The organism is Ruminococcus sp. AF20-12LB (assembly GCF_003478985.1).
Taxonomy (GTDB): domain Bacteria; phylum Bacillota; class Clostridia; order Lachnospirales; family Lachnospiraceae; genus Blautia_A.
Genome location: NZ_QUGH01000023.1, coordinates 1,123 through 23,870, shown reverse-complemented (window position 1 = coordinate 23,870; position 22,748 = coordinate 1,123). Strand labels below are relative to the sequence as shown.

At 35.9% G+C, this 22,748-nt stretch carries 31 protein-coding genes and 3 pseudogenes; 24 read left to right on the top strand and 10 right to left on the bottom strand.

The window, feature by feature from the left end:
- Window positions 1–198: 198 nt before the first annotated feature.
- The 3 genes and pseudogenes from DWX61_RS18165 to DWX61_RS18155 form a co-directional block, all read right to left on the bottom strand.
- Window positions 199–1,064 (bottom strand): annotated as a pseudogene (locus DWX61_RS18165) (IS256 family transposase); the annotation flags it as partial.
- A 147-nt stretch (window positions 1,065–1,211) separates the two neighbouring features.
- Entirely contained in the window at window positions 1,212–2,342 is a 1,131-nt protein-coding gene (locus DWX61_RS18160) for a phosphotransferase (RefSeq protein WP_182432142.1), read from the bottom strand.
- Window positions 2,343–2,422: 80 nt separating this feature from the next.
- A complete protein-coding gene (locus tag DWX61_RS18155) occupies window positions 2,423–3,136 on the bottom strand; it encodes a LytR/AlgR family response regulator transcription factor (protein ID WP_182432141.1) in 714 nt (237 codons plus the stop codon).
- A gap of 789 nt (window positions 3,137–3,925) precedes the next feature.
- On the opposite strand from DWX61_RS18155, the pseudogene DWX61_RS19745 reads away from it, so the two are divergent.
- Window positions 3,926–4,018: pseudogene (locus DWX61_RS19745) on the top strand (IS200/IS605 family transposase); the annotation flags it as partial.
- A 13-nt stretch (window positions 4,019–4,031) separates the two neighbouring features.
- On the opposite strand, the pseudogene DWX61_RS19655 reads toward DWX61_RS19745, so the two are convergent.
- Window positions 4,032–4,211 (bottom strand): annotated as a pseudogene (locus DWX61_RS19655) (DUF6783 domain-containing protein); the annotation flags it as partial.
- Here DWX61_RS19655 and DWX61_RS19650 point away from each other — a divergent pair.
- From DWX61_RS19650 to DWX61_RS18060, 20 genes are all read left to right on the top strand, one after another.
- A complete protein-coding gene (locus tag DWX61_RS19650; RefSeq protein ID WP_322099874.1) occupies window positions 4,149–4,298 on the top strand; it encodes a DUF6783 domain-containing protein in 150 nt (49 codons plus the stop codon). The pseudogene DWX61_RS19655 and the gene DWX61_RS19650 overlap by 63 nt on opposite strands.
- Window positions 4,299–4,495: 197 nt before the next feature.
- Window positions 4,496–4,876, top strand: a complete 381-nt coding sequence (locus DWX61_RS18150; RefSeq protein WP_117801570.1) for a helix-turn-helix domain-containing protein — start codon at window positions 4,496–4,498, stop codon at window positions 4,874–4,876.
- Window positions 4,854–5,582, top strand: coding sequence for a LytR/AlgR family response regulator transcription factor (locus DWX61_RS18145; RefSeq protein WP_117801569.1), 729 nt, complete (start codon window positions 4,854–4,856; stop codon window positions 5,580–5,582). Before DWX61_RS18150 ends, DWX61_RS18145 begins: the two co-directional genes overlap by 23 nt.
- A 229-nt stretch (window positions 5,583–5,811) precedes the next feature.
- Window positions 5,812–7,128, top strand: coding sequence for a sensor histidine kinase (locus DWX61_RS18140; RefSeq protein WP_118401278.1), 1,317 nt, complete (start codon window positions 5,812–5,814; stop codon window positions 7,126–7,128).
- Window positions 7,129–7,228: 100 nt separating this feature from the next.
- Entirely contained in the window at window positions 7,229–7,636 is a 408-nt protein-coding gene (locus tag DWX61_RS18135) for a response regulator (protein WP_117801568.1), read from the top strand.
- A 149-nt stretch (window positions 7,637–7,785) separates the two neighbouring features.
- Window positions 7,786–7,935, top strand: coding sequence for a cyclic lactone autoinducer peptide (locus DWX61_RS18130; RefSeq protein ID WP_118401240.1), 150 nt, complete (start codon window positions 7,786–7,788; stop codon window positions 7,933–7,935).
- A 1-nt stretch (window position 7,936) separates the two neighbouring features.
- Window positions 7,937–8,527 (top strand): accessory gene regulator B family protein, encoded by a 591-nt coding sequence (locus DWX61_RS18125; protein ID WP_118401239.1) that lies wholly within the window; start codon window positions 7,937–7,939, stop codon window positions 8,525–8,527.
- Between the two features lie 246 nt (window positions 8,528–8,773).
- Entirely contained in the window at window positions 8,774–9,226 is a 453-nt protein-coding gene (locus tag DWX61_RS18120) for a sigma factor-like helix-turn-helix DNA-binding protein (RefSeq protein WP_118401238.1), read from the top strand.
- Entirely contained in the window at window positions 9,198–9,449 is a 252-nt protein-coding gene (locus tag DWX61_RS18115; protein ID WP_044924637.1) for a helix-turn-helix domain-containing protein, read from the top strand. Before DWX61_RS18120 ends, DWX61_RS18115 begins: the two co-directional genes overlap by 29 nt.
- A 342-nt stretch (window positions 9,450–9,791) precedes the next feature.
- The gene (locus DWX61_RS18110) at window positions 9,792–10,028 is read left to right on the top strand and encodes a DUF6462 family protein (RefSeq protein WP_502696311.1); all 237 of its coding nucleotides are present in this window, start codon (window positions 9,792–9,794) and stop codon (window positions 10,026–10,028) included.
- Between the two features lie 99 nt (window positions 10,029–10,127).
- Window positions 10,128–10,301, top strand: a complete 174-nt coding sequence (locus tag DWX61_RS18105) for a CopG family transcriptional regulator (RefSeq protein WP_226855577.1) — start codon at window positions 10,128–10,130, stop codon at window positions 10,299–10,301.
- Between the two features lie 36 nt (window positions 10,302–10,337).
- Window positions 10,338–11,576: a site-specific integrase gene (locus tag DWX61_RS18100; protein ID WP_118401237.1), complete on the top strand. Its 1,239-nt coding sequence runs from the start codon at window positions 10,338–10,340 to the stop codon at window positions 11,574–11,576.
- Window positions 11,577–11,725: 149 nt separating this feature from the next.
- Window positions 11,726–12,217: a hypothetical protein gene (locus DWX61_RS18095; RefSeq protein WP_118626639.1), complete on the top strand. Its 492-nt coding sequence runs from the start codon at window positions 11,726–11,728 to the stop codon at window positions 12,215–12,217.
- A gap of 382 nt (window positions 12,218–12,599) precedes the next feature.
- Window positions 12,600–12,836: a hypothetical protein gene (locus DWX61_RS18090; RefSeq protein ID WP_118515140.1), complete on the top strand. Its 237-nt coding sequence runs from the start codon at window positions 12,600–12,602 to the stop codon at window positions 12,834–12,836.
- Between the two features lie 59 nt (window positions 12,837–12,895).
- Entirely contained in the window at window positions 12,896–14,917 is a 2,022-nt protein-coding gene (locus DWX61_RS18085; protein WP_118626637.1) for a YodL domain-containing protein, read from the top strand.
- Window positions 14,914–15,174, top strand: coding sequence for a transposon-transfer assisting family protein (locus DWX61_RS18080; RefSeq protein WP_055055570.1), 261 nt, complete (start codon window positions 14,914–14,916; stop codon window positions 15,172–15,174). The genes DWX61_RS18085 and DWX61_RS18080 overlap by 4 nt, the downstream gene beginning before the upstream one ends.
- A complete protein-coding gene (locus tag DWX61_RS18075; protein ID WP_117499797.1) occupies window positions 15,164–16,048 on the top strand; it encodes a DUF4316 domain-containing protein in 885 nt (294 codons plus the stop codon). The genes DWX61_RS18080 and DWX61_RS18075 overlap by 11 nt, the downstream gene beginning before the upstream one ends.
- Window positions 16,049–16,051: 3 nt before the next feature.
- On the top strand, window positions 16,052–16,342 hold the full coding sequence (locus DWX61_RS18070; RefSeq protein WP_029471613.1) for a hypothetical protein: 291 nt from the start codon (window positions 16,052–16,054) through the stop codon (window positions 16,340–16,342).
- A 224-nt stretch (window positions 16,343–16,566) separates the two neighbouring features.
- Window positions 16,567–16,881, top strand: coding sequence for a helix-turn-helix domain-containing protein (locus DWX61_RS18065; RefSeq protein WP_029471614.1), 315 nt, complete (start codon window positions 16,567–16,569; stop codon window positions 16,879–16,881).
- Between the two features lie 115 nt (window positions 16,882–16,996).
- Window positions 16,997–17,425, top strand: a complete 429-nt coding sequence (locus DWX61_RS18060) for a hypothetical protein (RefSeq protein ID WP_029471615.1) — start codon at window positions 16,997–16,999, stop codon at window positions 17,423–17,425.
- A 131-nt stretch (window positions 17,426–17,556) separates the two neighbouring features.
- On the opposite strand, the gene DWX61_RS18055 is transcribed toward DWX61_RS18060, so the two are convergent.
- From DWX61_RS18055 to DWX61_RS18030, 6 genes are read right to left on the bottom strand one after another with little or no spacing between them, the layout of a single operon-like run.
- Complete coding sequence (locus tag DWX61_RS18055) at window positions 17,557–17,835, bottom strand: helix-turn-helix domain-containing protein (RefSeq protein WP_029471616.1); 279 nt, start codon at window positions 17,833–17,835, stop codon at window positions 17,557–17,559.
- 4 nt (window positions 17,836–17,839) lie between these two features.
- Window positions 17,840–18,226, bottom strand: coding sequence for a dUTP diphosphatase (locus DWX61_RS18050; RefSeq protein ID WP_255494011.1), 387 nt, complete (start codon window positions 18,224–18,226; stop codon window positions 17,840–17,842).
- Window positions 18,227–18,242: 16 nt separating this feature from the next.
- A complete protein-coding gene (locus DWX61_RS18045; protein ID WP_029471618.1) occupies window positions 18,243–19,022 on the bottom strand; it encodes an FAD-dependent thymidylate synthase in 780 nt (259 codons plus the stop codon).
- Window positions 19,009–19,335: a hypothetical protein gene (locus tag DWX61_RS18040; RefSeq protein ID WP_029471619.1), complete on the bottom strand. Its 327-nt coding sequence runs from the start codon at window positions 19,333–19,335 to the stop codon at window positions 19,009–19,011. The genes DWX61_RS18045 and DWX61_RS18040 overlap by 14 nt, the downstream gene beginning before the upstream one ends.
- A gap of 29 nt (window positions 19,336–19,364) precedes the next feature.
- Window positions 19,365–20,918, bottom strand: coding sequence for a relaxase/mobilization nuclease domain-containing protein (locus DWX61_RS18035; protein ID WP_029471620.1), 1,554 nt, complete (start codon window positions 20,916–20,918; stop codon window positions 19,365–19,367).
- Entirely contained in the window at window positions 20,896–21,282 is a 387-nt protein-coding gene (locus tag DWX61_RS18030) for a plasmid mobilization protein (protein ID WP_029471621.1), read from the bottom strand. Before DWX61_RS18030 ends, DWX61_RS18035 begins: the two co-directional genes overlap by 23 nt.
- Before the next feature lie 382 nt (window positions 21,283–21,664).
- Between DWX61_RS18030 and DWX61_RS18025 the strand changes: the two genes are divergently transcribed.
- Genes DWX61_RS18025 through DWX61_RS18015 form a run of 3 tightly spaced genes read left to right on the top strand, consistent with a single transcriptional unit; the run spans window position 21,665 to window position 22,694 of the window.
- Window positions 21,665–22,090 (top strand): GNAT family N-acetyltransferase, encoded by a 426-nt coding sequence (locus DWX61_RS18025; protein WP_117499790.1) that lies wholly within the window; start codon window positions 21,665–21,667, stop codon window positions 22,088–22,090.
- A 25-nt stretch (window positions 22,091–22,115) separates the two neighbouring features.
- Entirely contained in the window at window positions 22,116–22,307 is a 192-nt protein-coding gene (locus tag DWX61_RS18020) for a DUF6019 family protein (protein WP_008373533.1), read from the top strand.
- Window positions 22,308–22,358: 51 nt separating this feature from the next.
- Complete coding sequence (locus DWX61_RS18015; protein ID WP_023923463.1) at window positions 22,359–22,694, top strand: DUF3784 domain-containing protein; 336 nt, start codon at window positions 22,359–22,361, stop codon at window positions 22,692–22,694.
- Window positions 22,695–22,748 lie beyond the last annotated feature (54 nt).

Sequence of the window (22,748 nt, the reverse complement as noted above, 5' to 3'; positions counted from 1 at the left end):
AACTAATGACATATCTTATATCAGTTTTTTGAGTTTACACAAAACTTGAAACGGTCTCGCAAGTTCGTGATTTTTCATAAAAGAAAGACACCTTAGAGTATGAAAATTTTTTGTGAAATAATGTTTAGAAGGTTCTTCTATGATAAATAAATGTCATTAGGAGAGCCTTTTTCTGTTACACGGTCTAAGGCTGCCAGGGCTTTTTTCGTCAGACGCCTGATAAATGGTCTTCAGGTCCGTGTCAAATGTTTTCCTGTCCTTATCAGGGACATATTTTAAGGTGTTTCTTACCTGGTGCACGATACAGCACTGATATTCGATTTTAGGGAAAACTGCAGCAATAGTTTTTTTGATGCCGGTTAAGCCATCTGCGCGGATGACCAGTACATCTTTTTCGCCCCGGTTTTTCAGCTCGTTCATAACAGAAAGCCGGTATTTTGCACTTTCATTATCACCCACACTAATAGTCAGAACTTCCTTCTTTCCTTCTGTGTTAATTCCCAGAATTACGTAAGCTGCAAGCTTTCGGATCACGCCGTTGTCCCTTACAGAGTAGAGGATCGCATCGATGTAGAGAATGGGATATACTACGTCCAGCGGTCGGTTCTGCCAGTCTTCAATCTGTAGCAGGATCTTATCGGTCGCATCAGAAATAAAGCTTTCCAAAGTCTCAAATCCATATATATCCTCGATAGTTTCTGAAATCTGCCGGATAGTCATTCCCTTGGCATACATGGAAATGATCTTCTGGTCGATATCGGAAATGTCTTTCTGACGTTTCTTTACTACCTGTGGCTCGAATGTTGATTTGCGATCCTGCGGCATTTCGATTTCCATAGAGCCGTACCGGCTGTTGACCTGTTTACGTTTATAACCATTGCGATAATCATCATTATCTGAGTGCTCTGATTTTTCATAGCCGAGATGATCATCCATTTCTGCTTCCATCTTTCCTTAATGGTACCGCCCAAGAGATCTTTGAGTGCGTCCTGAATATCTTCAGCAGATTGGATATCATACTCTTCAAGGAGCTGATGGATAATATTTCGTTTTCCCTCTGTCATTTATACTCGATGTACAGGTTTCTTTTGTCTTGCCATAATAAAAGGCCTCCTATGATTTTAATATTTTATCATAGAAGACCTTGATGATGTTTATTTTACAGAGATTTTTTCACCGGCTCGCTTTTTGAACAATATATTCTTAACAAATCAATTTACATGTAATTTTTTAATTCGCTTAATAAAATTCTCGCAACTTCCATATTTTTCACTGTTTGTTATAAGGTCAATACCTATAATGAGTAAATTCTTTCTAAATGCAATGTTATTACCTTTTTCATCCATAATTGACACCTCTTTTGCTAATGCAATGCCAATAGTTCTTCGTATAATTTCAGTTCCGGCATATGCAGCACTATCAATCATTATAGTTTTATAATTTTTTGGTATTTTTTCTGATAAATCTTTTTCGAAGGTTGATAATATATTGTAAATTATTTTAATAATAAACAAACAGTATTCTTCATTATTTGTCAAATGAAATAAATAATCAATTATTAAATTTGCCAAAAGACATCCAAGATCAAACCCTATTGGTCCCCAACAGGCGAATTCTGGGTCGATTACTTTTACTTGATCATTATTTACCATAAATGAACCCGTGTGTAAATCTCCATGAATAATAGATTGTTCCTCATTTTCAAAAACTTCCCGTAAACTTTCTACTTTAGCGTTCAATCTATCATTATGATATATGTGTTCTTTTACCCAACTTTCTAATTCAGCAGGAACTTTATTTCTCTTTTTTATATTATTGTACGGTTCGATAAAAATAAGTTGCTTTGTTAATTCTGACAACCTATTTCCTCGAAACTTATATCTGAGTTTTTCTAGTTTATCGTTTGGGTTAAATGTTGCATTTTCAATTAATACGCAACGTAAATACATTGATATATTATCAGAAATACATTGGTATTTTTTCATAGAAATAAGAGCTTCTCTCAAACTACAATAATCTACTAAATCTTCCATAACGATTATTCCAGCTTGAGGATTTGCATATAAAATCTGCGGCGAAAAATTTGATTTTTTTACTGTTTCTAAACTATAATAGGAATATTCAAAATAACTCCTGGAAATATCCAATAGTATATCTTTAGATATTCTACTTTCATATTGTGCAACTTTTATTATAATGGATTTTTGGGTTCCTATTTCTTTTATCCTATAGATATAATTTAAATTGCCATCGCCAATTTCGCTTATGAGAACTTTGTTACTTTTAAATGAAATTTGTGGTAATACACTATCAATAATATCCTGAATATGATTATTTGGCATTTTTATCCCCCTTTTTAATATATCGTTTTCTATTTCCAAATACCTAGAAGTATTAACATTTTGTAGTTGCATATAAATTTTTACAATTTTTTCATCTTTAAATTTTGTAAATGACGTGATTTGATTTCTTGGCGATATTTTTTTGCAACATACAATACTTCATTATTTTTCAATTTTAATTGATCACATTTAATGCTGGCAATTTCTGTCAGGTTTACAATGCAAGATATATGAATAGCTGCAAATTTCGATGGATTTAACTGTTCCCAAATTTTTTCCAATGTGATATTACATTGATAAACTCTTGCATCAGTTGTATGGATAAAGGCTTTTCTTCCTAACTTTTCAATATATAGAATAGATTGACATAATATACTATAGTTACATTTGCGATAACTGAATAAAAATAGCCTTTTAGTTCTGTATAAATAATTAAATGCGTTATATAATGTTGTGCTAAATTTATTGTAAGTTAAAGGTTTTAGCAAAAAAGCAAATGTAAAAACTTCGAAAACATCAAAAACGCATTTTGCATCATTTGATACAAAAATAATCAAAGCTTCTTGAGAATCTTCACGTAATTTTCTGGCCACTTCCAACCCCAACATGTCTTCCAATTCTATGCTTAATATATATATGTCAAAGTTTTCATGGTGTTGTGTTTGATACTTATATAATTCTTTTGCGTTTTCAAAAACTTCATAATCAAAATTAAAGAATTTTATATTCTCCAAGTATTTTTCCATTTGTTCGATATCATTTAATGATTTATCACAAATAGCTAAATGTAACATAAAGTTTATCATCTCCATCCATAATATGAATATTCTTGCGTCAAGAAACCTTGATTCCGGCGTAGTGGAAACCAACTTTGATTGGCTTGATTACCTATAATAAGAAATAGAGCCTATGTCAAGCCCAGAGCCGCTTTGCGGGGCGTTAGCCGACTTTACATTGGTAACTTGTATTCTATATACTTGCCAATCGGTTTCCTAATCACCGGACAGCATGGACATCCAAGCCGGAATATTCAATAATATAACGATTATAGATATTGCATTGGTGAAATATCTTGCAATTTATTGATAAAATATACACTTATACAAAATCTAACTCTTTAATATAATTTCGAAAATTTTAATGCTTACACTATAATAATACTTTTATAATATGTTGTTTTTTCCTTGATGTAATAATATCGAATAATCATGACATTTTTACATAGTAAGGAAGTGGGGAGATGTATAGGAGAAGAAAATAGAAATGTTTCCAAAGATGAACTTGCAGATATAATTTACACAAGTATTTATTTGGAGTCCATTCGGTTTGTATGGTTGTATAATTAATTAATAAAAATAGTAAGATAATCGAGAAAATGATCTTGTTTATCTTACTATTTATATTGTTATGGTAAGGTTATGCTTTCTAAACCCATATTTTTGGTTGCTTCCCAAAATGTAGCCTTAGAAAAGAAATAAAACATCTGTTAGTGATGCGACAAGGGAGGCCGATCAAATTAGCATTGACAGTCTATCATATACAACATGGAATTGTAAATAACATATAGGATAAGGGTATTAGAATTTATAATATATTTAAAATTCAAAAGTACATATATAATTTTTGAGAGATATGCAAATTTAGAATATAAATATGGAAATAGATATTTTGAGTGTAGTGTGGTGGATATTATGTAAATGTAGTAGAAAAAATGCAAAGAAGATAGAAAGAATATATAGACCCGTTTACGAGTGAGCCAGTGAAAAAAATGAGCCTAGAGCGTGTTTGAAAAATCATTCCCGCAATCTGTACGCCCCACTTTGTGGTATATTTTGCCCGAATTCGGTTATCGTAGCCCGCTACGATGCCCTCATCCGAACAAAATCTCCTACAAATTGTGACGCACATCTTGCAGAAAGCCTTTTTCAAACACGCTCTAGGGGAGTTAGTAAATAAATGATATTGTACAGTTGGCAAACATTTTAATGATTTTTTAAACTCAAGATCCGGAAACGTGCTTTATATCAGGAAAAAACAAGCTAGAGGCTAAGACAACAACACTAATCAATGTAAATGAATACTTCTATTATTTGTATCATGAAAACAAGAAAAGGGTAGCATGATATTAGAATAAAAATAAGGAGTATAGGATTATGGAAAGTCGTATAAAAAATCTTCGGGAAAAAAGAGGAATCATACAAGAAATATTAGCTGCAGAATTGGGAATTACTCAGCAGATGCTTAGTAAATATGAGAAAGATGTGACAGTGATTAAAGTTGATATTCTCAAAAGGCTGGCAGAGTATTTTAATGTGACAACAGACTATCTGTTAGGGATGTCAGATGTAAAAAGGGATTTAACAGGACAGATTAAACTCAATGAAACATTGGATGAGTATTATGATATGATTGAAGTCTACAAGACATTAGATCAATATGATCAAGAATTGGTCTGGTCGCTTTTGCAGATTGTTAGAAAAAATGAAGAGAAAAAGAAAAAGGACAGGGAAAATGATAAATGTAGCAATCTGTGATGATGTTGTTTCTACAACAGGGAAAATAGAAACTATGTTGCAAAACATAGCAAAAAGAAATTTTATGCCAGTAGATACGGATGTTTTTTGGAAAGGAGAACATTTGGTTGATTCTGTAGAAATGGGTAATTCTTTTGATATTATCTTTCTGGATATAGAGATGGGACAGGAAGACGGCATTACAGTAGCACGGAGAATTCGGAAGATTGATAAAAGTGTTTTGATTGTTTATGTTACAAGCCATGAAAATTATATGATGGAGTCGTTTGAAATCAGACCTTTTCGTTTTCTGGTGAAGCCTGTCAGTAGAGAAATGATGGAACGGTGTTTGCAAGCAGCCTATGAAGAAATAAGTAGTACTGACAGTTATTTTCGATATAGTTACCAACGGATCAATCATAAAATTCCAATTGGGGAAATCCTTTATTTCGAGAGTAATCGAAGAAAGGTAAAGATAATTACAGAAAAAGAAAATTTTGAACTTTATGGAAAGCTTAATGATATTGAAAAAAGTTTGGAACGGAGTAAAGTGGCATTTTTGCGGGTGCATCAGTCTTTTTTGGTAAGTTATAAACATGTAGAAGAAATAGGATATGATTTTGTAGTGTTGAATAATGGAAAAAGAATACCTATTAGCGAAGACAGGCGGAAGATTATCAGTGGACAGTACTGTGAAATGGAGGACACTTTTTATGTTGATGTATAAATAGATTATGGTAAGGTTGATATACTTCGTATATTATTTTCTTAGTGTATCTGCTTTGGCTTTTTCCATATTTTTAATAGGAAAAAAAGGAGTCTCGATAACAGTTAGCATGGACTACTTTGCGGATAGAAACTTTGGTAATAATTCATATGATTTCCATAATGAAAAGAAGATTTCAATTAGTGAAGATAGAAGAATAAACAGTACTGTTCGATGGGGGATACGTTTTATGTTGGTGAATAAAATGTTGCTGAATGTGATAGCGATATTGCTTGTAATATTTGCGATATTTCTTTTTTCTTACTATTTTTCAATGTTTTTTACAAGAAGAAAGAAAAAAATAGCAATTGTGATTGGATACATCATTTTTGTAGTTTGGCAGTTGCTGCTTTTGAATGCTAGTACATTACCGGTTTATATAAATATAATCATTACTATTGTAATAACATTTATTTCAGTGATGTGTATTTATGAAGGAAGAGGTTGGAACAAATGTATTTTTGTTCTGGCGTTTAACGCAATTTGGATGATGATAGAAACGGTAAGCGGATATATACTCTCAATCTATTGTAATCAATTTATGTATTCTCAGATGTATGGAATCTTGGGATCAATTATATCGAAAATATTATTTTTATTAATTATTTTTGCTTTAAGGAAGGTATTTTTAACAGGTGGAATTACAGAGTTTTCTGTTAAACACAGTATTATGTTAATTCTGATTCCAATTGGAAGTATCTATGTTATGAACGAAATTTTTTTGTTTAGTTACAAAATAAATAATGATCGTGCATATTTTCATTCGGCAATTGCAGCAATTATTTTGCTGTGCTTAAATGTACTGATTTTTTATATTTATGTAAAATTGATGGATGATTTACAACTAAGACGAATGACTTCTGTTTATGAACAACAGTTGGAATTATGTGAACGTCATCAACAAGAAAGAGAACTTTCTATGTTGCAATTAAGGGACATAAAACATAATATGAAAAATAATCTAGTATCTATTCTTGCTTATGCAGAGAAAGGAGAAGATGAGAAAATCATAGAATTTATCCAAGATATAATGGAAGAAAGTGGCTTATCAATATCGGAGGTTGCAAATAGTGGTAACATTGTAATTGATTCTCTACTTGGATATTGGTATGTAACAGCTCAAAAGAAAGGGATAGATTTCTCCTTGAACATAAAGGTTCCTATGAAGATGGAGTTTAAGGGTGCAGATATATGTCTAATACTTGGGAATTTATTAGAAAATGCTGTAGAAGCGGCTGAAAAGGCAAAAAAGAAGAAGTACATAAAAATCCAAATGAAATATGATAGAGGTAATCTGTTGATATTTTTAATGAATAGTTACCAGGGGCGATTAATCAAAATGAAGGATAAGAGACTGAAATCTACGAAATCCGATGCTGGAAATCATGGTGTTGGTTTGCCGTCGGTTTACCGAGCTGTAGCAAAGTACAATGGAACGGTTACAGTTGACGATTCTATACCAGAAAGATTTCTAGTGAGAGTTGTGTTGTATGGAGAAAAGGAATAATTACATGAATAGCCGGAATTATTACCACGTAAATAATATTTGAAATAACATGATAAAATATAAAAATAATTTTACGATTTGAATGTCATGGTAGGGTAAAATGAAAAAAATATTATTATTTAGTGACCATAGAGAAATATTTAAAACTACAAGTAAAATAACAAAAGGAAAATATAAATTGAGGTGGTGTACCTATGATTGGTTGAACGATGATAAGCATTTTAATCCAGATGTTATTATTATGTATTTTAATAAAAAAATGGTTGAAAAAGGAACATTTGAATTTATTATCAGAGTAAAAGGAATGTTGGGAAATACAATTCCAATTCTTGCTCTGATTGAAAATGGGACAAAGCAGGATATTTTTTCAATACTGAAGGCTGGAGTGTATGATTATTTGGAGAATGTGGAGGATTTACAGGAATATCAAAAAAAAATAGAAGAGATATTATTGTGGGTATGGTACTTGAAAAAATATGGTTCTCAAAAAGGTTGTAATGATCAATGAATTCATTGCAACCTTTTTTGTTAGGAAATATTGATGTTTGTAGTGCCCCAGGAAAAAGTTACATGAATACTCGTTTTTTTTACAGGAAAAGAAATGGAATGTATTTTTGTAGTATTGTTTTAAAAAGAAGACGAAAGGAGAGTTTTACTATGACTATGAAAAATGTAAAAAATCAGTCAGCGAAAGCACTGGCAAATGTATCTTTAAAACTTGGAAAAGTATCAGCAGATAGCGCATGTTGCTATATCTTTCACCAGCCGAAAGTTCCGAAGAACTTGAAAAAACTTAAAAAGATTTGAAATGAGACGGCTGTCAGAAAAATTAACAGAATATGTTATTAAGACTGGTACAGTTTCCTCGGAATCATATGATATATATCAATATGGCTTTCAGATTGGACTTGAGATGCTATGCTGTTTCGTAACTTGTTTGAGTATAGCAATATATATGCATATGATTCCGGAATTTGCAATATTTACTGGGATTTTTATGTTGCTACGGACTTATGCCGGTGGCGTGCATCTTAACAGTTTTGGATCATGTTTTATATGTTCAGTCACTGTACAGATAATAGCAATGTATTTTAACAGTAAATATAAGTTTACGGTAGGTACAGCGTGGCTTCTTATATTAGTAAGTGCGATACTGATCTTGAAAGCTGCACCAGTAGAGTGCATTAATCGAGAACTTGATGATACTGAAAAAGAACACTGCAAAAAAGTAACCATGAAAGTCTTAATTGCTGTTATTGTATTTGCTGGTTGTTGTACACTTGCAGGAATACTAGACATACTTTCCTTAGTTGCACTGACTTCCTTTATAATTTTAATCTCTCAGTATGTTGGTATTTTGAAATATAAAATTGAAAAGAGCAAGAATAAGCGGAGATGATAAAAAATTGTTTCCGCTTTTTTTATTATATGGAATGGAGGGAGAAAATTATTTTTGAATATTAGATTATTTATATGAAAACGTCCAATGGATTTCAATCCATAGGGACGTTTTTTTGTATATCATAAGAACTTTTTATAGAGTTTTTCTTTTAAACCCGAACAATGGGGGTTTCCCAATCGGGATAAGGGTGAAAGGGAAAAAGACCTTTGCTCATATCTCATGGTCGGGAAGGAGGTGAACTCTATGGAGCAATCTTCTTCCTACGATGAGAAAACGGTAATGCACCAGTTTGATCGAAAATGCAAATTGGCATTAAAGGGCGAAATAGTGGATTATGAAAGACATTTAGCTTATCTTAGAAAACACGAAACTTTGTTTTCAGAATTATCTGAACAAGAGATGGAGAGCCTTTCTATATTTGATGAATATGAATTGGAAAAAAGCTATTTTCGAGCAGGTGGTTATGATGTGGAGGTAAAAAATGCTCTATTGGCAGAAGCATTAACTGCGCTGACAGAGAGAAAAAGGGACATTATTCTTTTGTCATACTTTATGGAAATGAATGATGCGGATATAGCAAGAAAACTGAACCTTGTCAGAAGTACGGTACATGAGCATCGTACACGATCGCTTGAAATACTAAAGATTATGCTGGAGGAAAATGTAGGTGAAAACGGAAGAAAAAAGCGTAAATAATAAAAAATTGATACCGTTTTGGGTAATCGAAAGAGCATTGGAGGGTGACATTCAGGCGATAAATAAAATTCTGAAACATTATGAAGGATATATTGCAAAATTATCGGTCAGAAAAATGTATGATGAGTATGGCTGTGTTCATTATTGTGTAGATGAAACACTTCGCAGACGTCTGGAAACAAAATTGATAAAAACAATTATTGGATTTAAAATAGTTCGCTAAAAAACATTTGAAAGCATCCCTTTCTGCTGAAAAAGCTATTTAGCGTTGTTTGTACCTTGAAAATTTAATATTTATTCTGCAGGACATATGAAACAGAGGAGCTATATAGCAAATACGCCAAGACTGTCTGCATTATAACTTTGCGACATCGTGACGCAAAGTAGAAATGTTGTAAACGAAGAAATATCAAAATGATATTGAAGTAAAGGCACGAGCGATAAATATTTGGCTGTAATCAGGAAGTGGGATTTTTGTGGCGAAGATACTGTTTCTGATAATGATACTTCCGGGAAAGCTGCCCGGTCTGGAAAGATGGTGAAATACCAATGAAGCTATTACCCGATGGCTGCCTGTGGGATTGTTATAAATTGGGAAAGGAGCGAAAGAATGCAAAGACATATTATAAATAGGAAAAGATTTGTTCGTTATAAAGAAGGTGCAGAAATGTACAGCATGTGTCAAAGTAAGTTTGAAAAAATGGCAAAGGAAGCAAATGCTGTCTATAAGCTGGATAAATTGGTACTGGTGAATTGTGATATTTTTGAGGCATATCTGGAAACATTCCGAACCGGTATTTAATGATAAATAGTATTGCAAGAGTTTTTGTGCTACGAAAAGTATTGACTTTTTGCATGACAAAAAGTATAATGTAATCAAGCTATGAAGGAGGTGCATACGGTGGCTAAAATGGGGAGACCGAAAGCAGAATCCCCTAAAAAGAAAAATGTAAGTTTCCGCTTAACAGAGGAAGAATATCAGAAATTGTCAGAGTATGCAGCGAAGCATGAGCTGACTACAACACAAGCGATACAAAAAGGTATTGATCTTTTATATCAGATGCCAGAAAAGTAACACAAGGACTCCTTGCTACATTAGGAAGGAGTTACAGTGGCAAAAGCAAGAAAAGATAATAGAGGCAGGGCCTTACGCAAAGGCGAGAGTCAACGCCAGTCCGACCTGATGTACATATACACTTATACAGATCCATTTGGAAAAAGAAAATATACATATTCTAAGGATTTAGTTAAGTTAAGGGAAAAAGAGCAGAAATTGTTAAAAGACCAATTAGATGGTCTTGATGTGTATGCTGCGGGAAATGCCAATCTTAATTTTGTATTTGATAGATATATTTCTACGAAAACAGAGTTGAGGCGAACAACTTATACCAATTATATGTACATGTATGATCATTACGTCAGAGACAGTTTTGGAAAGAAGAAAATCGGAGAAATCAAATATTCAGATGTACTGTACTTTTATTATCATTTGATAAATGAAAGGAAATTACAGGTTAATACATTAGAAACGATTCATACGGTGCTTCATCCAACATTTCAGTTAGCAGTGAGAGATGATATTATCCGAAACAATCCATCTCATGGTGTAATGTCAGAAATAAAAAAGAAACCAGGGAGGAATCATGGAGTGAGACATGCGTTGACAGTAGAACAGCAGAGAGCATTTATGAATTATACATCGAACAGTCCAGTATTTAATCATTGGGCACCATTGTTTACCGTTCTTTTAGGTACAGGGTGTCGTATAGGTGAGATTATTGGGATTCGATGGGAAGATATTGATTTAGAGAAACGACTGATTAATATTAATCATAGTGTTACATATTATCCACGCAGAGCAGAAACAACCAAATGCGAATTTGCTGTTTCATTACCTAAAACAGAGGCGGGTATTCGTACAGTTCCGATGATGGAGCCAGTATATAATGCTTTTATGGAAGAGTATGAATATCAGAAAGAAAATGGATTCAGTACCGTTACACTGGACGGTATGGAGGGATTTATATTTACAAATCGGTTTGGCAATCTTCATAATCCGCAGGCAGTCAACCGGACGATCAAACGCATCCGGGAAAACTATAATGCAGAAGAAATTTTGAAAGCAAAAAAGGAGAAAAGGGAGCCGATCATTATTCCACATTTTTCCTGCCATCATTTGAGACATACTTTTTGTACGAGATTCTGCGAAAATGAAACGAATATTAAGGTGATACAGGCAGTTATGGGACATGCAAATATTGAGACAACGATGGATATATATGCCGAAGTCACCGATATGAAAAAAACAGAAGCAATAGAAAAATTATCACATAATTTAGACATATTCTAGGAAAGAGTCCTTGTGGGCTTGATTCTATGAGGTGCAACAGAATTATGTGGTGTGCAACAGAACTACAACAAATACATACTGAATAATACCTTATAATAGGTTGAAGTCTTTTTGAAAATAATGTATAATACCCGACAGTACGGGATAGTATGGTAAGCGAATCAGTTTTCCCGACAATGAAATCACAGGGTTCTGCAAAAAATGAAGCAAATAATGTAGCTCAGACAGCTGCAGCTGCTCCAGCAGAGACAGCAAAAGTTGACTTCTCCAACGTAAAGGTTGAGCCTTTATTTGAAGAAGAGGTTGATTTTGATACATTCAGCAAATCTGATTTCCGTGCCGTAAAGGTTAAAGAGTGTGTAGCAGTTCCGAAGAGCAAGAAGCTCCTTCAGTTCACACTGGATGACGGAACAGGTACAGACCGCACGATCTTAAGCGGAATCCACTCTTACTATGAGCCGGAAGAATTAGTTGGTAAGACACTGATTGCAATCACCAACCTTCCGCCAAGAAAGATGATGGGAATCGAGTCTTGCGGTATGCTGCTTTCAGCAGTGAATAACCTGAAGGATTCAGAGGATGAAGAACTGCATCTTCTGATGGTTGATAACCATATTCCGGCAGGTGCTAAGCTGTACTAATCCAGAAAAAAGAGTTCGGTTTGGTAGTCATAGACGTCCAATCAGGAAAAGTGGTTCCACGGATTGACATGGAGCTACATGAAACGGCCTGGAGCTGTATAGATTGAAATAATGATGTATGGATTATAAGGAAACAGAATAAGGAGCTCTATGGATTCTTAACTGTTTGACTTATTTGTTTACAAGTAAAATATTGATTATTTTTGAGGAGCATTTTTCAAAAATAAGGTGTATAAAAGGACACTTCTCTTTTGGTAGAAATACCAATGGAAGGTGTCCTTTTTTTGTTGTCAGGCATAGCAATTGTTCATTTTGATGATATGCAGAAAACATATCCTTTCACGTACCTGCCAAATAAATTTCTGGAAACAAGGAGGAAGCCATGAAAAAACGAAAAACACCTGACTTGGAAAAATATCTGGAAGGAAAGAAACGCAGATTTGTAAATTACACACAAAGGATCATGTCTTTGAAAAAGCTGACAGATTCACAGAACGTCAGAAAGAAAAAGAAGCACAGGCTGCAAAAACGGAGAAAGCCGGAAAAGAACAGCCGGATAAGAAACCGAAAGCAAAGAAACATGATATGGAACTTTAATACCAAGCATGAAAAACGTTAAATGAGCAAACGCCCTGCGGCATAAAGAAATGTCGTAGGGCGTTTTTGGAAAGGAGTATTATGACAGAACAAAATAAAACTACTACTATTCCACTGCCTGTTCAGGGAAAAGATATGGACAGCATTATGCAGTCACTGGAATCCGGTGTGGAAGAACTTTTTACAAGTAACCGCTATCAGGAATTTCTTAAAACCATGGCAAAGTTTCACAATTATTCCTTTAACAATACAATGCTGATTGCTATGCAGCGACCGGATGCCACACTTGTTACCAGCTACAAAAACTGGCAGTCCATGGGTAGACAGGTCATGAAAGGCGAAAAAGGAATTACGATCATCGCACCAGCACCATATAAGAAAATGAAGGAAAAAGAGGTCCTGGATAAAAATCAGCGACCAATCATGGGAACCGATGGAAAACCTAAGACTGAAAAAGTGGAAGTTACGGTTCCACATTTTAAAGCAGTTACCGTCTTTGATATTGCTCAGACATCCGGGGAACCAATCCAGACACTAGCACCGGAATTATTGACTGCAGCTGTGCAGGATTTTGATTCTTTCATGCAGGCTATTCAGAAAATATCCCCAGTGCCGATACGATTCGATGAGATCAATGGCAATGCCAATGGATATTATCACAATGTAGATAAGGAAATCGTGATCAAAAAAGGACTCAGTGAAAGCCAGACCTTAAAGACTGCTATTCATGAAACCGCCCATGCAAAACTGCATGACAGGGAGATCATGGAAAGTCTTGGAGTAGAAAAAGACCGACTGACAAAAGAGGTTGAAGCAGAATCCGTTGCTTATTGTGTGTGTTCTTCCTTTGGTTTGGATACATCGGATTATAGTTTTCCTTACATTGCAGGTTGGAGTAGCAGCCGGGAAATGAAGGAAATGAAAGCATCTATGGATGCAATCCGCAAGACAGCCGGTGAAATGATCGATCAGCTTACAGAAGAGCTGGAAATCATTCTTGAAGAAAAACAGAAAACAGAATTACATGAAAAATACGGCATTCTAGTAGATGCACTGGAAGCAGCCGGATACCGCTATGATTATCGGGAAAGCGAACCGGGACATATTGTACTGGCACCGGATGGGACACATGAAATTGCTAGGTATTTGCAGTTTAAATCATGGGGAGATATCAAAGATTGGCTGGAAGATACGATTGCAGAAGGAACGGATATTTCGGAAAGAGTTGATCGGGCTTTGTATCCATTTAAGTTTGATTATACCCTAGAGGAAGAAATGTTCAGAGGTAATGGTGATCGATATGCGATTTACCATGTGGATGAAGGCACACCGGGAAAACAACATTTATTTATGAATATGGCAATGGTCAAAGAAGATGGCATTACAATCGATGCAGCAAATTATAAATGTGTCTATTCTGGCAGATTACATGAAAATGAAAAGCTGGATGATTTGTATGCCGTATTCAACGATAATCCACCGGCAGATTATAAAGCACATTCTATGTCGGTCAGTGATGTTATCATTACAAACCGTGGTGGGGATATGCAGGCATATTACGTGGATCGATTTGGTTATGAAGAACTTCCAGACTTTGCAGCACAAAGAGAAAAAATACTCGATATTGTCCCGGAAATAGAAAATGTGGATTATGAAAATGATCTTACATGTATCAGCTTTTATGCGGCTGAATGTGCTGAATTTCCTGTAATGGGTGAAGTACATTATGACCTGACATTACCAGAAGCCTTGGAAGCTTATGAGAAAATCCCATCAGAACGTATGCATGGACTGAAATGTGTTGGCTTTGATCTGAAAGACGGAAGTGATTATGAAGGAATGCAGAGTCTGATGATCGAAGGAAAAATACAGAAAGAATTTTTGAATTCGATTCCTGGATTTAGAGAAAATTCTTATGTGCAAAATGCAATCAGTCGTGTGGAAAAGTACTTGGAAAAAAGACATCCAAATGTGGAAAATCCTCTGAAATCCAATAAGAAAGTGGATAACGAAAAAAATATAAGCGAAGAAAAAAACGAGAAGGAGCTGAATATACAGATGAAACCAATACCGAAAAAGAAAAGGGGGGAAATGAGCCTATGAGAAATGTAAACCTGGAAGAAAACGAACTGACTATTACTGCTATCTTCCAGCAGCACACAAAGGAAGAAACAATCCAAACACTGAAAGAAGCTTTGGAAGTTTTGGAACAGGAAGAAAGTGATACTGAGAATGATGAAATGATGGAGATCATCAATTCTACAGTTGGAAAATTACAGCAGATCGAAGACAAATACTACTATTCTCTGGATCTGAATTATTATCTGAATAACTTGGAGGACGATGCCTATGAAGCTTAATCAATTTGCAGTCTACCGAGTAGATCAGCAGACAGCAGGAAAAGCACTGTGGCATCTGCCATATCAAGAAGCAAGACAGCAGAATGTGTCGATTACTGTCGAAAATTACCGAGTAATCTCGATTCATGAAATGCAGGAAGAAGAAAAAGTCGCTGACATCTGGAAACGAATGAAAAAGCAATGCGAAGTCAGTGACGTACTTGTACTGAACAGGGATGGAGAAATCAACTGCTACTATGTAGATGAGAACTATCCACAGTATCTGGCCGGATTCATTCGTATCAATACATCGGGCGCACTGATCACTATGGAGACTGAGAATTATCAAATTGACGGAAAAAAAGGGAACTGGATTGCAACAGACACCATCATCATCGACGGGAAACAGTTTTATCTGATGGAACATCAAGTATACCGGGATCAGGCTCAAGGTGTTATCCTGGATGCCTATGGAAAAATGGTTGTCGAAGAATGTAAGAAATTCGACGAAAAAACAAAACAAAAGATCCATAATTACATTCAACAGCAGGCACCGCTAAATTCAGTCGAACAGTTAAAACAAGATGGTAAAATCCGTCTGGAACATTACCAGAAGTTCTACCAGAACGGCACTTATGAACGAAGCAGAGAATCCGGTACCGAAGCCAATTATGATATGGTGGACGGTCTGGTAAATAATCAGAAGAAGAATCCAGAAAAGATCTCTAATGCCCGCAGCAACAAACAGACTCCCAGAAATCAACAGGATGGCAAACCTAAGAAACGAAGATCCGTGATTAAACGACTGCATCAGAAACAGATTGCTATTGCTCGTCGGTCCGGAAAGCCGATACCAAAGTACCTGGATCAGGAAATGGAAAGAAAGCGGGGGTAGAATATGCGAAGGTTAAAGTGTGAAAAAGAAACGATTATTCTGACCAATGAAGATGACGGATTCTATGATGTGTATACCTTCAATCAGAGCTTGCAGAAACGGTTGAGATCCTTTGCTGAGAAGTGTCCGGATGATTGCTGGTTGAAAGGAGCTTCGGAAGATGGCAGTGAAACGTATATGATCAGAAAGGGACGGTTATCATTGAATTTAAGACCACCCTATTCCAAGGATAGGATTCATAAAGCAACCGAACGAATTATTGAAGAACAGAAAGAACAATCAAAGGATTCATAGAATGCGATTTAAGAGAAAAAAGCCTCATGACCATGAGGAAAAATGAAAGCAAAATACGTTAGTTGATAAAGTGTATAGGCTCAAAAGGGAAAGTGCCCTTTTGGGCCTTTTTAATTTAAAATAGTTCTAAAGAACAAGTTAACAATCTGTAGATTCTGTATGTTTTAAAGATCAATCGTTATACTAGTTTTAGACCGAATTATCGTTCTAAAGGAGGTGTCACAATGGATTTAAAGGCGGTTGGTCAGAGAATAAAAGCTGCAAGGGAAGCTAAGAATCTTACACAAGAAGAATTGGCAGCACTGGTAAGCTTAAGTCCAACTCATGTAAGTGTTATAGAGAGAGGACTGAAAGTAACAAAACTTGATACCTTTATTGCGATTGCAAATGCATTAGATGTTTCAGCAGATACACTATTGATTGATGTTGTGACACATTCGGTTACTGGCGTTACGAATGAATTATCTGAAATGATAGAGAAACTACCTAAAGAAAAGCAACAGAGAATTATCAATGCGGTGAGGGCATTGGTGGAATAAATACATGAATAAGAAGATGGAAGGGCTTATTGCTCTTCTTTTTTATTTGGTTTAACGTGAAAATATGATATAGTAGTTCTAAAGACTTATATATAATTCTGAGGAACTTAATAAAATGAAGAAAAATAATATAACACTTGTATTTGTTGCTATCGTTTTTTCGATTATTGTTGGAATGATAATTGGAAAAAGCTTATTAAAGTATAAAGAAGGTGAGCCAGATGTAGTTGGCAGTTTTTCTATGAATAGAGATGAAAATCTTACAGTAGTTGCTAACAGAAAAAATATTTCTGATAAAGAAGCATTTGCAAGACTGCTTTTAAAAATGTACAAAGAGAATTCATTTCATTCAATAAAATTTTCTACAGATCATGGATATGCAACCAGCCTTGATATGACCGTATATTCTTGGAAAGAAGATATCGAAAATGGAAAATCCATTATGCAGATAGAATTTAGACCGATTGAATATGGAAAAGATTATGATATTGTTCATAATCTAGATAAATATGTGCTTTTTATCGATGGAACAGAAATAAAATGAAATATATAGATATGCAGATAAAGCGCAGAAAAAGAGGATTGCTCAACGCAGGATATTTTCAATTATTACCCCAAAAAATGATAAGAGAGAGGCAGCGGAAAAGCCGTTGCCTCATTTCAGTATTATGACACTTAATCTAGTTCTGCCCCTAACTCATACCTCCAATACTCCGCTGCCTCATACTCCCTGGGTTCTGAGAGTACCGGTACGGTAAAGAGTTCAACCGGAACACCGAGTTTTGATGCGAAGAGTTTCATAAGATCCTCTTTCGGTGTTCGGACATCGCTTTCATACTGAGAAATCCGGACATCAGCACAGCTTTCTGGAAATCCAACAGCCATGCCGAGTTCTTTCTGGGTGAGATGATTTTTCTGTCTTAAGTGTTTTAATTTTCTTCCAAATGTAATCATAGTATTATTCTCCTGTACTTCCAAAAGCCCCGGTTCCTCGTTCATTACCAAGGTCCAGGACAAAATCTGCGATCACGACTGGTGTAATCACCAGCTGACCGACGCGTGTGTCTTTATGAATGGTCTGAGAAGATGTGCTTACGTTGCTGATAATGGCATGGATCTCACCACGGTAACCGGAGTCGATCGGTGGAAGTTCGCATACCAGTCCTTTTGCTGCCATGCTGCTTCGTGGAAAGACATATCCGGCAAATCCATCGGGGATGATGAGACCAAATCCAAGTGGAATTCTTGCAACCTCACCTGGTTTTAATACGCAATCATAAGGCATGAATACATCAGCACCGGCATCATTTTCATGTGGCCGGAAGGGATAATGATCTGCTTTCAGACCAAAGTCAATCAGTTTAATCTTTATGGCTGCTCACCTCCCTTCTGATGAGCAATGGATAATCTGCTTTTAAGATATCTGACGGTATCCAAAGTTTTGAAATAGGATTCTGGCAGGACATCTGTTTTTCCATACAGCTTCCTCTCTGACAGAATGGACCGGTCAGATCCGGTGCAAAAAGAATCGGGCTTAATTTGTACAATCTCTGCCAGATCTGTAGCATCACAATCCTTGTTTCATCCGTATTTCTTCTGCAGGTTCTCTGACCGATCATATGCTTCCACTGGTAAGGCGTTGCACTGATGATCAGTACGTTTCGAAGTCCCTGAGGTGTGGCATATCCGGCTGAATCATGATCAATGCCTAAGGCACAGAGTTCTGTATAGTGGTCCAGATCTGACTGACAGCTTTTTTTGTAAATATCCTGGATTTCTTTATCTGCTTTCATGATCCCATATGGAATAGCAAATGCAGCGTGACCGGAATAATTGCTGTACTGCAGAGATGCACTCATGTACTTTACTTCGTTCTGATGCCTTGTGATCTGTGCCAGGAAGCGTCTGCTTGCACCAACAACAGCCACGGTAATGACCATGAATTTCTGTACGGTTGGATGTGGAAGCCCCGCAATGTTTTCTACGGTCTTCTGACTGTAGGATTGATGGTAAAGGTCCATCAGATCTGCCATGCTCTGAATCGTATGACCGTGTTGTGTGAGCCTGGCAGCAAAGACCATATTTTGTTCTGCTTCCCGGATTCCATAGCAGTTTAAGATAGCTGTTTCAATGTGATCCATAGGCCTGTTCCTCCTTTACCAGAGCTTTTAAAAGGATCAGATAATTGATGCAGTCTGTGATTTTTTCATCCCACTGTTCCATGTCAAAATGTAACAGAGTGGAATAACACATATCGTAAAGGGATACGACATGTTTCGACATCATGCCGGCCAGTGCTGCTTTTGGATCACAGTTCTGTAAAGCGGCAGCAATCTTGAATGCACTGAGGCGGTCAATATTATCACCGGTATATTCTTTCTTTTTATGTGCCAGAATATCGGCACACTTTCTCATCTGAAGTTCAAATACAACATTAAATTCTTCTTGTGTCATGTGATAGTTCCTCCTTTGTTTTGTAATAGTTATCGTTCGAGATCTTTGGTTTTTGATTTCACTGGTTCTGGAATCTGCATCTGAAGAATGGCATCAACATTCTGATCGGCAGTGTCCAGATCTTTTAATTTTTCTTTCAAGCTGCTTATTGCTTCTTCTTCGGAAGCTATCTGCTGTTGCAGTTTTTCTTTTTGTAAAGTCAGGGTTTTTAGGCTTGTCATCTTTCCATCCTGATAAAAGGATCTCAGCCAATCTCTGGCTTCTTCATATTTCTGAATTTCTTTCGCATGTTCTTTCCGGTACTTTCCTTTGTACTTTGCATTTGAAAATTGGGAATAAACTTCCTTGTTTGCATAGTACTGTCCGGTGTAGCGGATCTGATCATTGAGAGTCCTTAGATTGGACCGATGCTGAGCAAACTGTGTCTGCATTTCTTTCAATTCCTGCTTTGATGCAAGCAGTGTGTTTTTCAAATCTGACTGCGTATCAAATCCATGTTCCTGCACATAGATAATGGTATTTGCCATTTGCTGCAGATTAGAAAGTTTTACCCGATGAGCATAAGCCGGGCTCTGCATTGCTTTCACATTTGTCTGGAGATTTACAACCAGGCACAGGTGAGATCTGACGTAGAGAATGGCCAATGGATCCTTGCGTAAGAAGGTCTGTTCCAGGTGTTCTTTTCCATATCGTGTTCCAAGTGCACGTTCAGAAATCCGCTTCTGTCGATCAGGATGAAGATAGCTGTATCTGCCACGATGCTCAATCACAGAGATCTGAAATAGTTCCAGAAGTTTAGATTGGAATTCATCAAAATTACTGGAAGTGACAGCACATTCATCAATCGCTTGTCGCAAATATTCTTTCTGCGTAAGGAATACGGTGGATGTTGGTTTGAGACCATCTTCGATAATTTTCCGATTGATCTCATCTATTGTTTGCTGGCCGTGTTTCTGTGCCATATACTCTTTCTGAGTGATTTTTCTTTCAGCCGGAGCAAGAAGATCTATCTGGTGAAGTCCTTCCTGTAGGCAACGATCCATGACAGTTTTCTTAAAAGTGTTCATGAATTTATCCGTGGAACGATGCTTGTATCCGGCAACTTCTTCATGTGGTTTATCCATATAAGGCTGCCTTTCCACTGCAGTCTTCCTCACACTGTTGATGACGATGTGAGTATGGATATTTCCGGATTCATTGTGGCCATCGGTGTGAGTAACTACCAGTGCCTGATATCCAGGAAACATCTGCTTTGCAAGTTCCAAACTGATTGCTTGTGCTCTCTCGCCGGTAAGTCCATTTTCTGTAACATCGGCTGGATCGTAGCTGATAATGTAGTGGTGACTTTTGATATCTTCACGTTTCTTATTTTTGTGAAAATGAGCATTTGTCAGTTCGCATTCCTTGTCAAAAGACATCGGATCACAGTTCAGTCCATCCATATAAAACTCTTTTCGCAGGATGCTTCGTCCGGATTCATCTACAATCTTTTTCCCGGTTTTTTCATCATGTTCAAACAGAAGATAATTGATAGCAGCCGAGTAATTTGCATTTCTGCTTTTAATGTGTTTTACGATTGCCATTCATACCACCTGCCAGTTTCAGTACCTCTTTTCTTAATAGGAATAAGTCCGTGATGCACTGATGAATCTCATTTTCTATAGCACGTGACTGACTGCCACCACTGTTAAAATGCTTGGCAATCTGATTGAGATTCGATCCAATCTTTCCATATTCACTGACCAGTTTTCTGAGATCGTTCATGTCTGCAACAACTTTAATCTGATGATTGATTTGCTTCTCAAGCAGAAGTTTTCTCAGATATTCAGATCGTGAGATTGAAAAACAAGTAGCTCCTTGATCCAGCAAATTGAGTTCGACATCTGTCAGTCGTACTGCAACAAAATGTCTGTGATTTAGTTCTTTATCTTTGTTTTTTGTTCTCATACTCCTCCTTCCGTTGCTACTATTCCGCCCACTGGGAGTCCACGTATTTCAATATCGGCTGTCCCTTCCGATATTAGAAATAGTGCTGTGAACACCTTTAGGTGAAACCAACAGACAAGTGAAACGTCTGTTATGAAGAGGGTATGGGGAGATCCCCATCAAGATAAAACCCATAGGAGAACAGGATGCCAAGTGGCAATACTGTTAAACACGGGTGGATCTTGCTCTGTATGTGTACCCCTCTATATAACGAAACGCTGAGAGCCTGTTTTACAGTGGGGGAAAAGAAAAAATATCAAAAAAATGATGATTAATGGTGAGCTTGTGATAGAATGAAAAAAAGAGAAAAGCATAAAGGATGTAGTTGTGGAGAAAATTTGTTATGATTAGAAAGTTGCTGAACGGAGATATCGATAGAATTGCTGACATATGGTTAAAGACAAATCTGAAAGCCCATTATTTTATTTCCAATCAATACTGGAAAAGTAATTATGAATTAGTAAAAGAAATGATGTCACAATACGAAGTTTATGTGTTTGAAGCAGATAAAATGATACAAGGATTTGTAGGACTAAATGATAAATATATAGAAGGTATTTTTGTCTCCGATGAAATGCAGTCATGTGGCATAGGTAAGCTTTTATTAGATTATGTTAAGGATAAAAAAGTTAGCTTACGATTAAATGTATACCAGAAGAATGCCAGAGCAATTTCTTTTTACCAAAGAGAAGCGTTCATTATTCAATGTGAAGGCTTGGATGAAGCTACTGGTGAAAAAGAGTACACTATGCTATGGAAACGAAAATAGAAATCGAAATTTGGAGGATTGAATTATGTGGAATGAATTAGGTATAAGTGGAGGAACCGCAATTGTTATTTTGATTGCGCTGTATTTCGTTATCAAATGGGCAGTGAAAAATGGCATCAAAGAAGCCTACAGTGCTATCACTGGAAAGAAAACTGTTGAAGATATCCAAAACGAAAAAGAGCTGAAAGAACTTGGATTGGATTCAGAAGATCAATAACTTCCAGTTTTTGAAACTGAGAAATTGGTATTTTAAGAGGAGGTATGTATTATGAATATAGGATTTTGGTCATGTATAATTTTGGTTATACCATTTGTAATTATAGGTGTGTTATTTGCGATTTTTAAGGAAAAAGCAACTAAATTTGTTTCAGGATTTAATTCATTTTCTAAAGAAGAACAAGCAATGTATGATAAAGCTCAGATCTCTCGTGATATAAGAAATCAGTGCTTCATATGGACTGTTATAATGTTAGCAGGAGCGACATTATCCTGCCTTTTAACCCCATATATGGCTATACCAACCTATATTATTTGGTTAGTTCTGTTTTTTAGAGAAGTCCACTTTGATAATCATAAAGCGTTTAAAAAATATTTATTAAAATAAATTATTGTTTGCAGGAGATGCTTATTTATGAAAAAAGGGATAAACAAATCAATC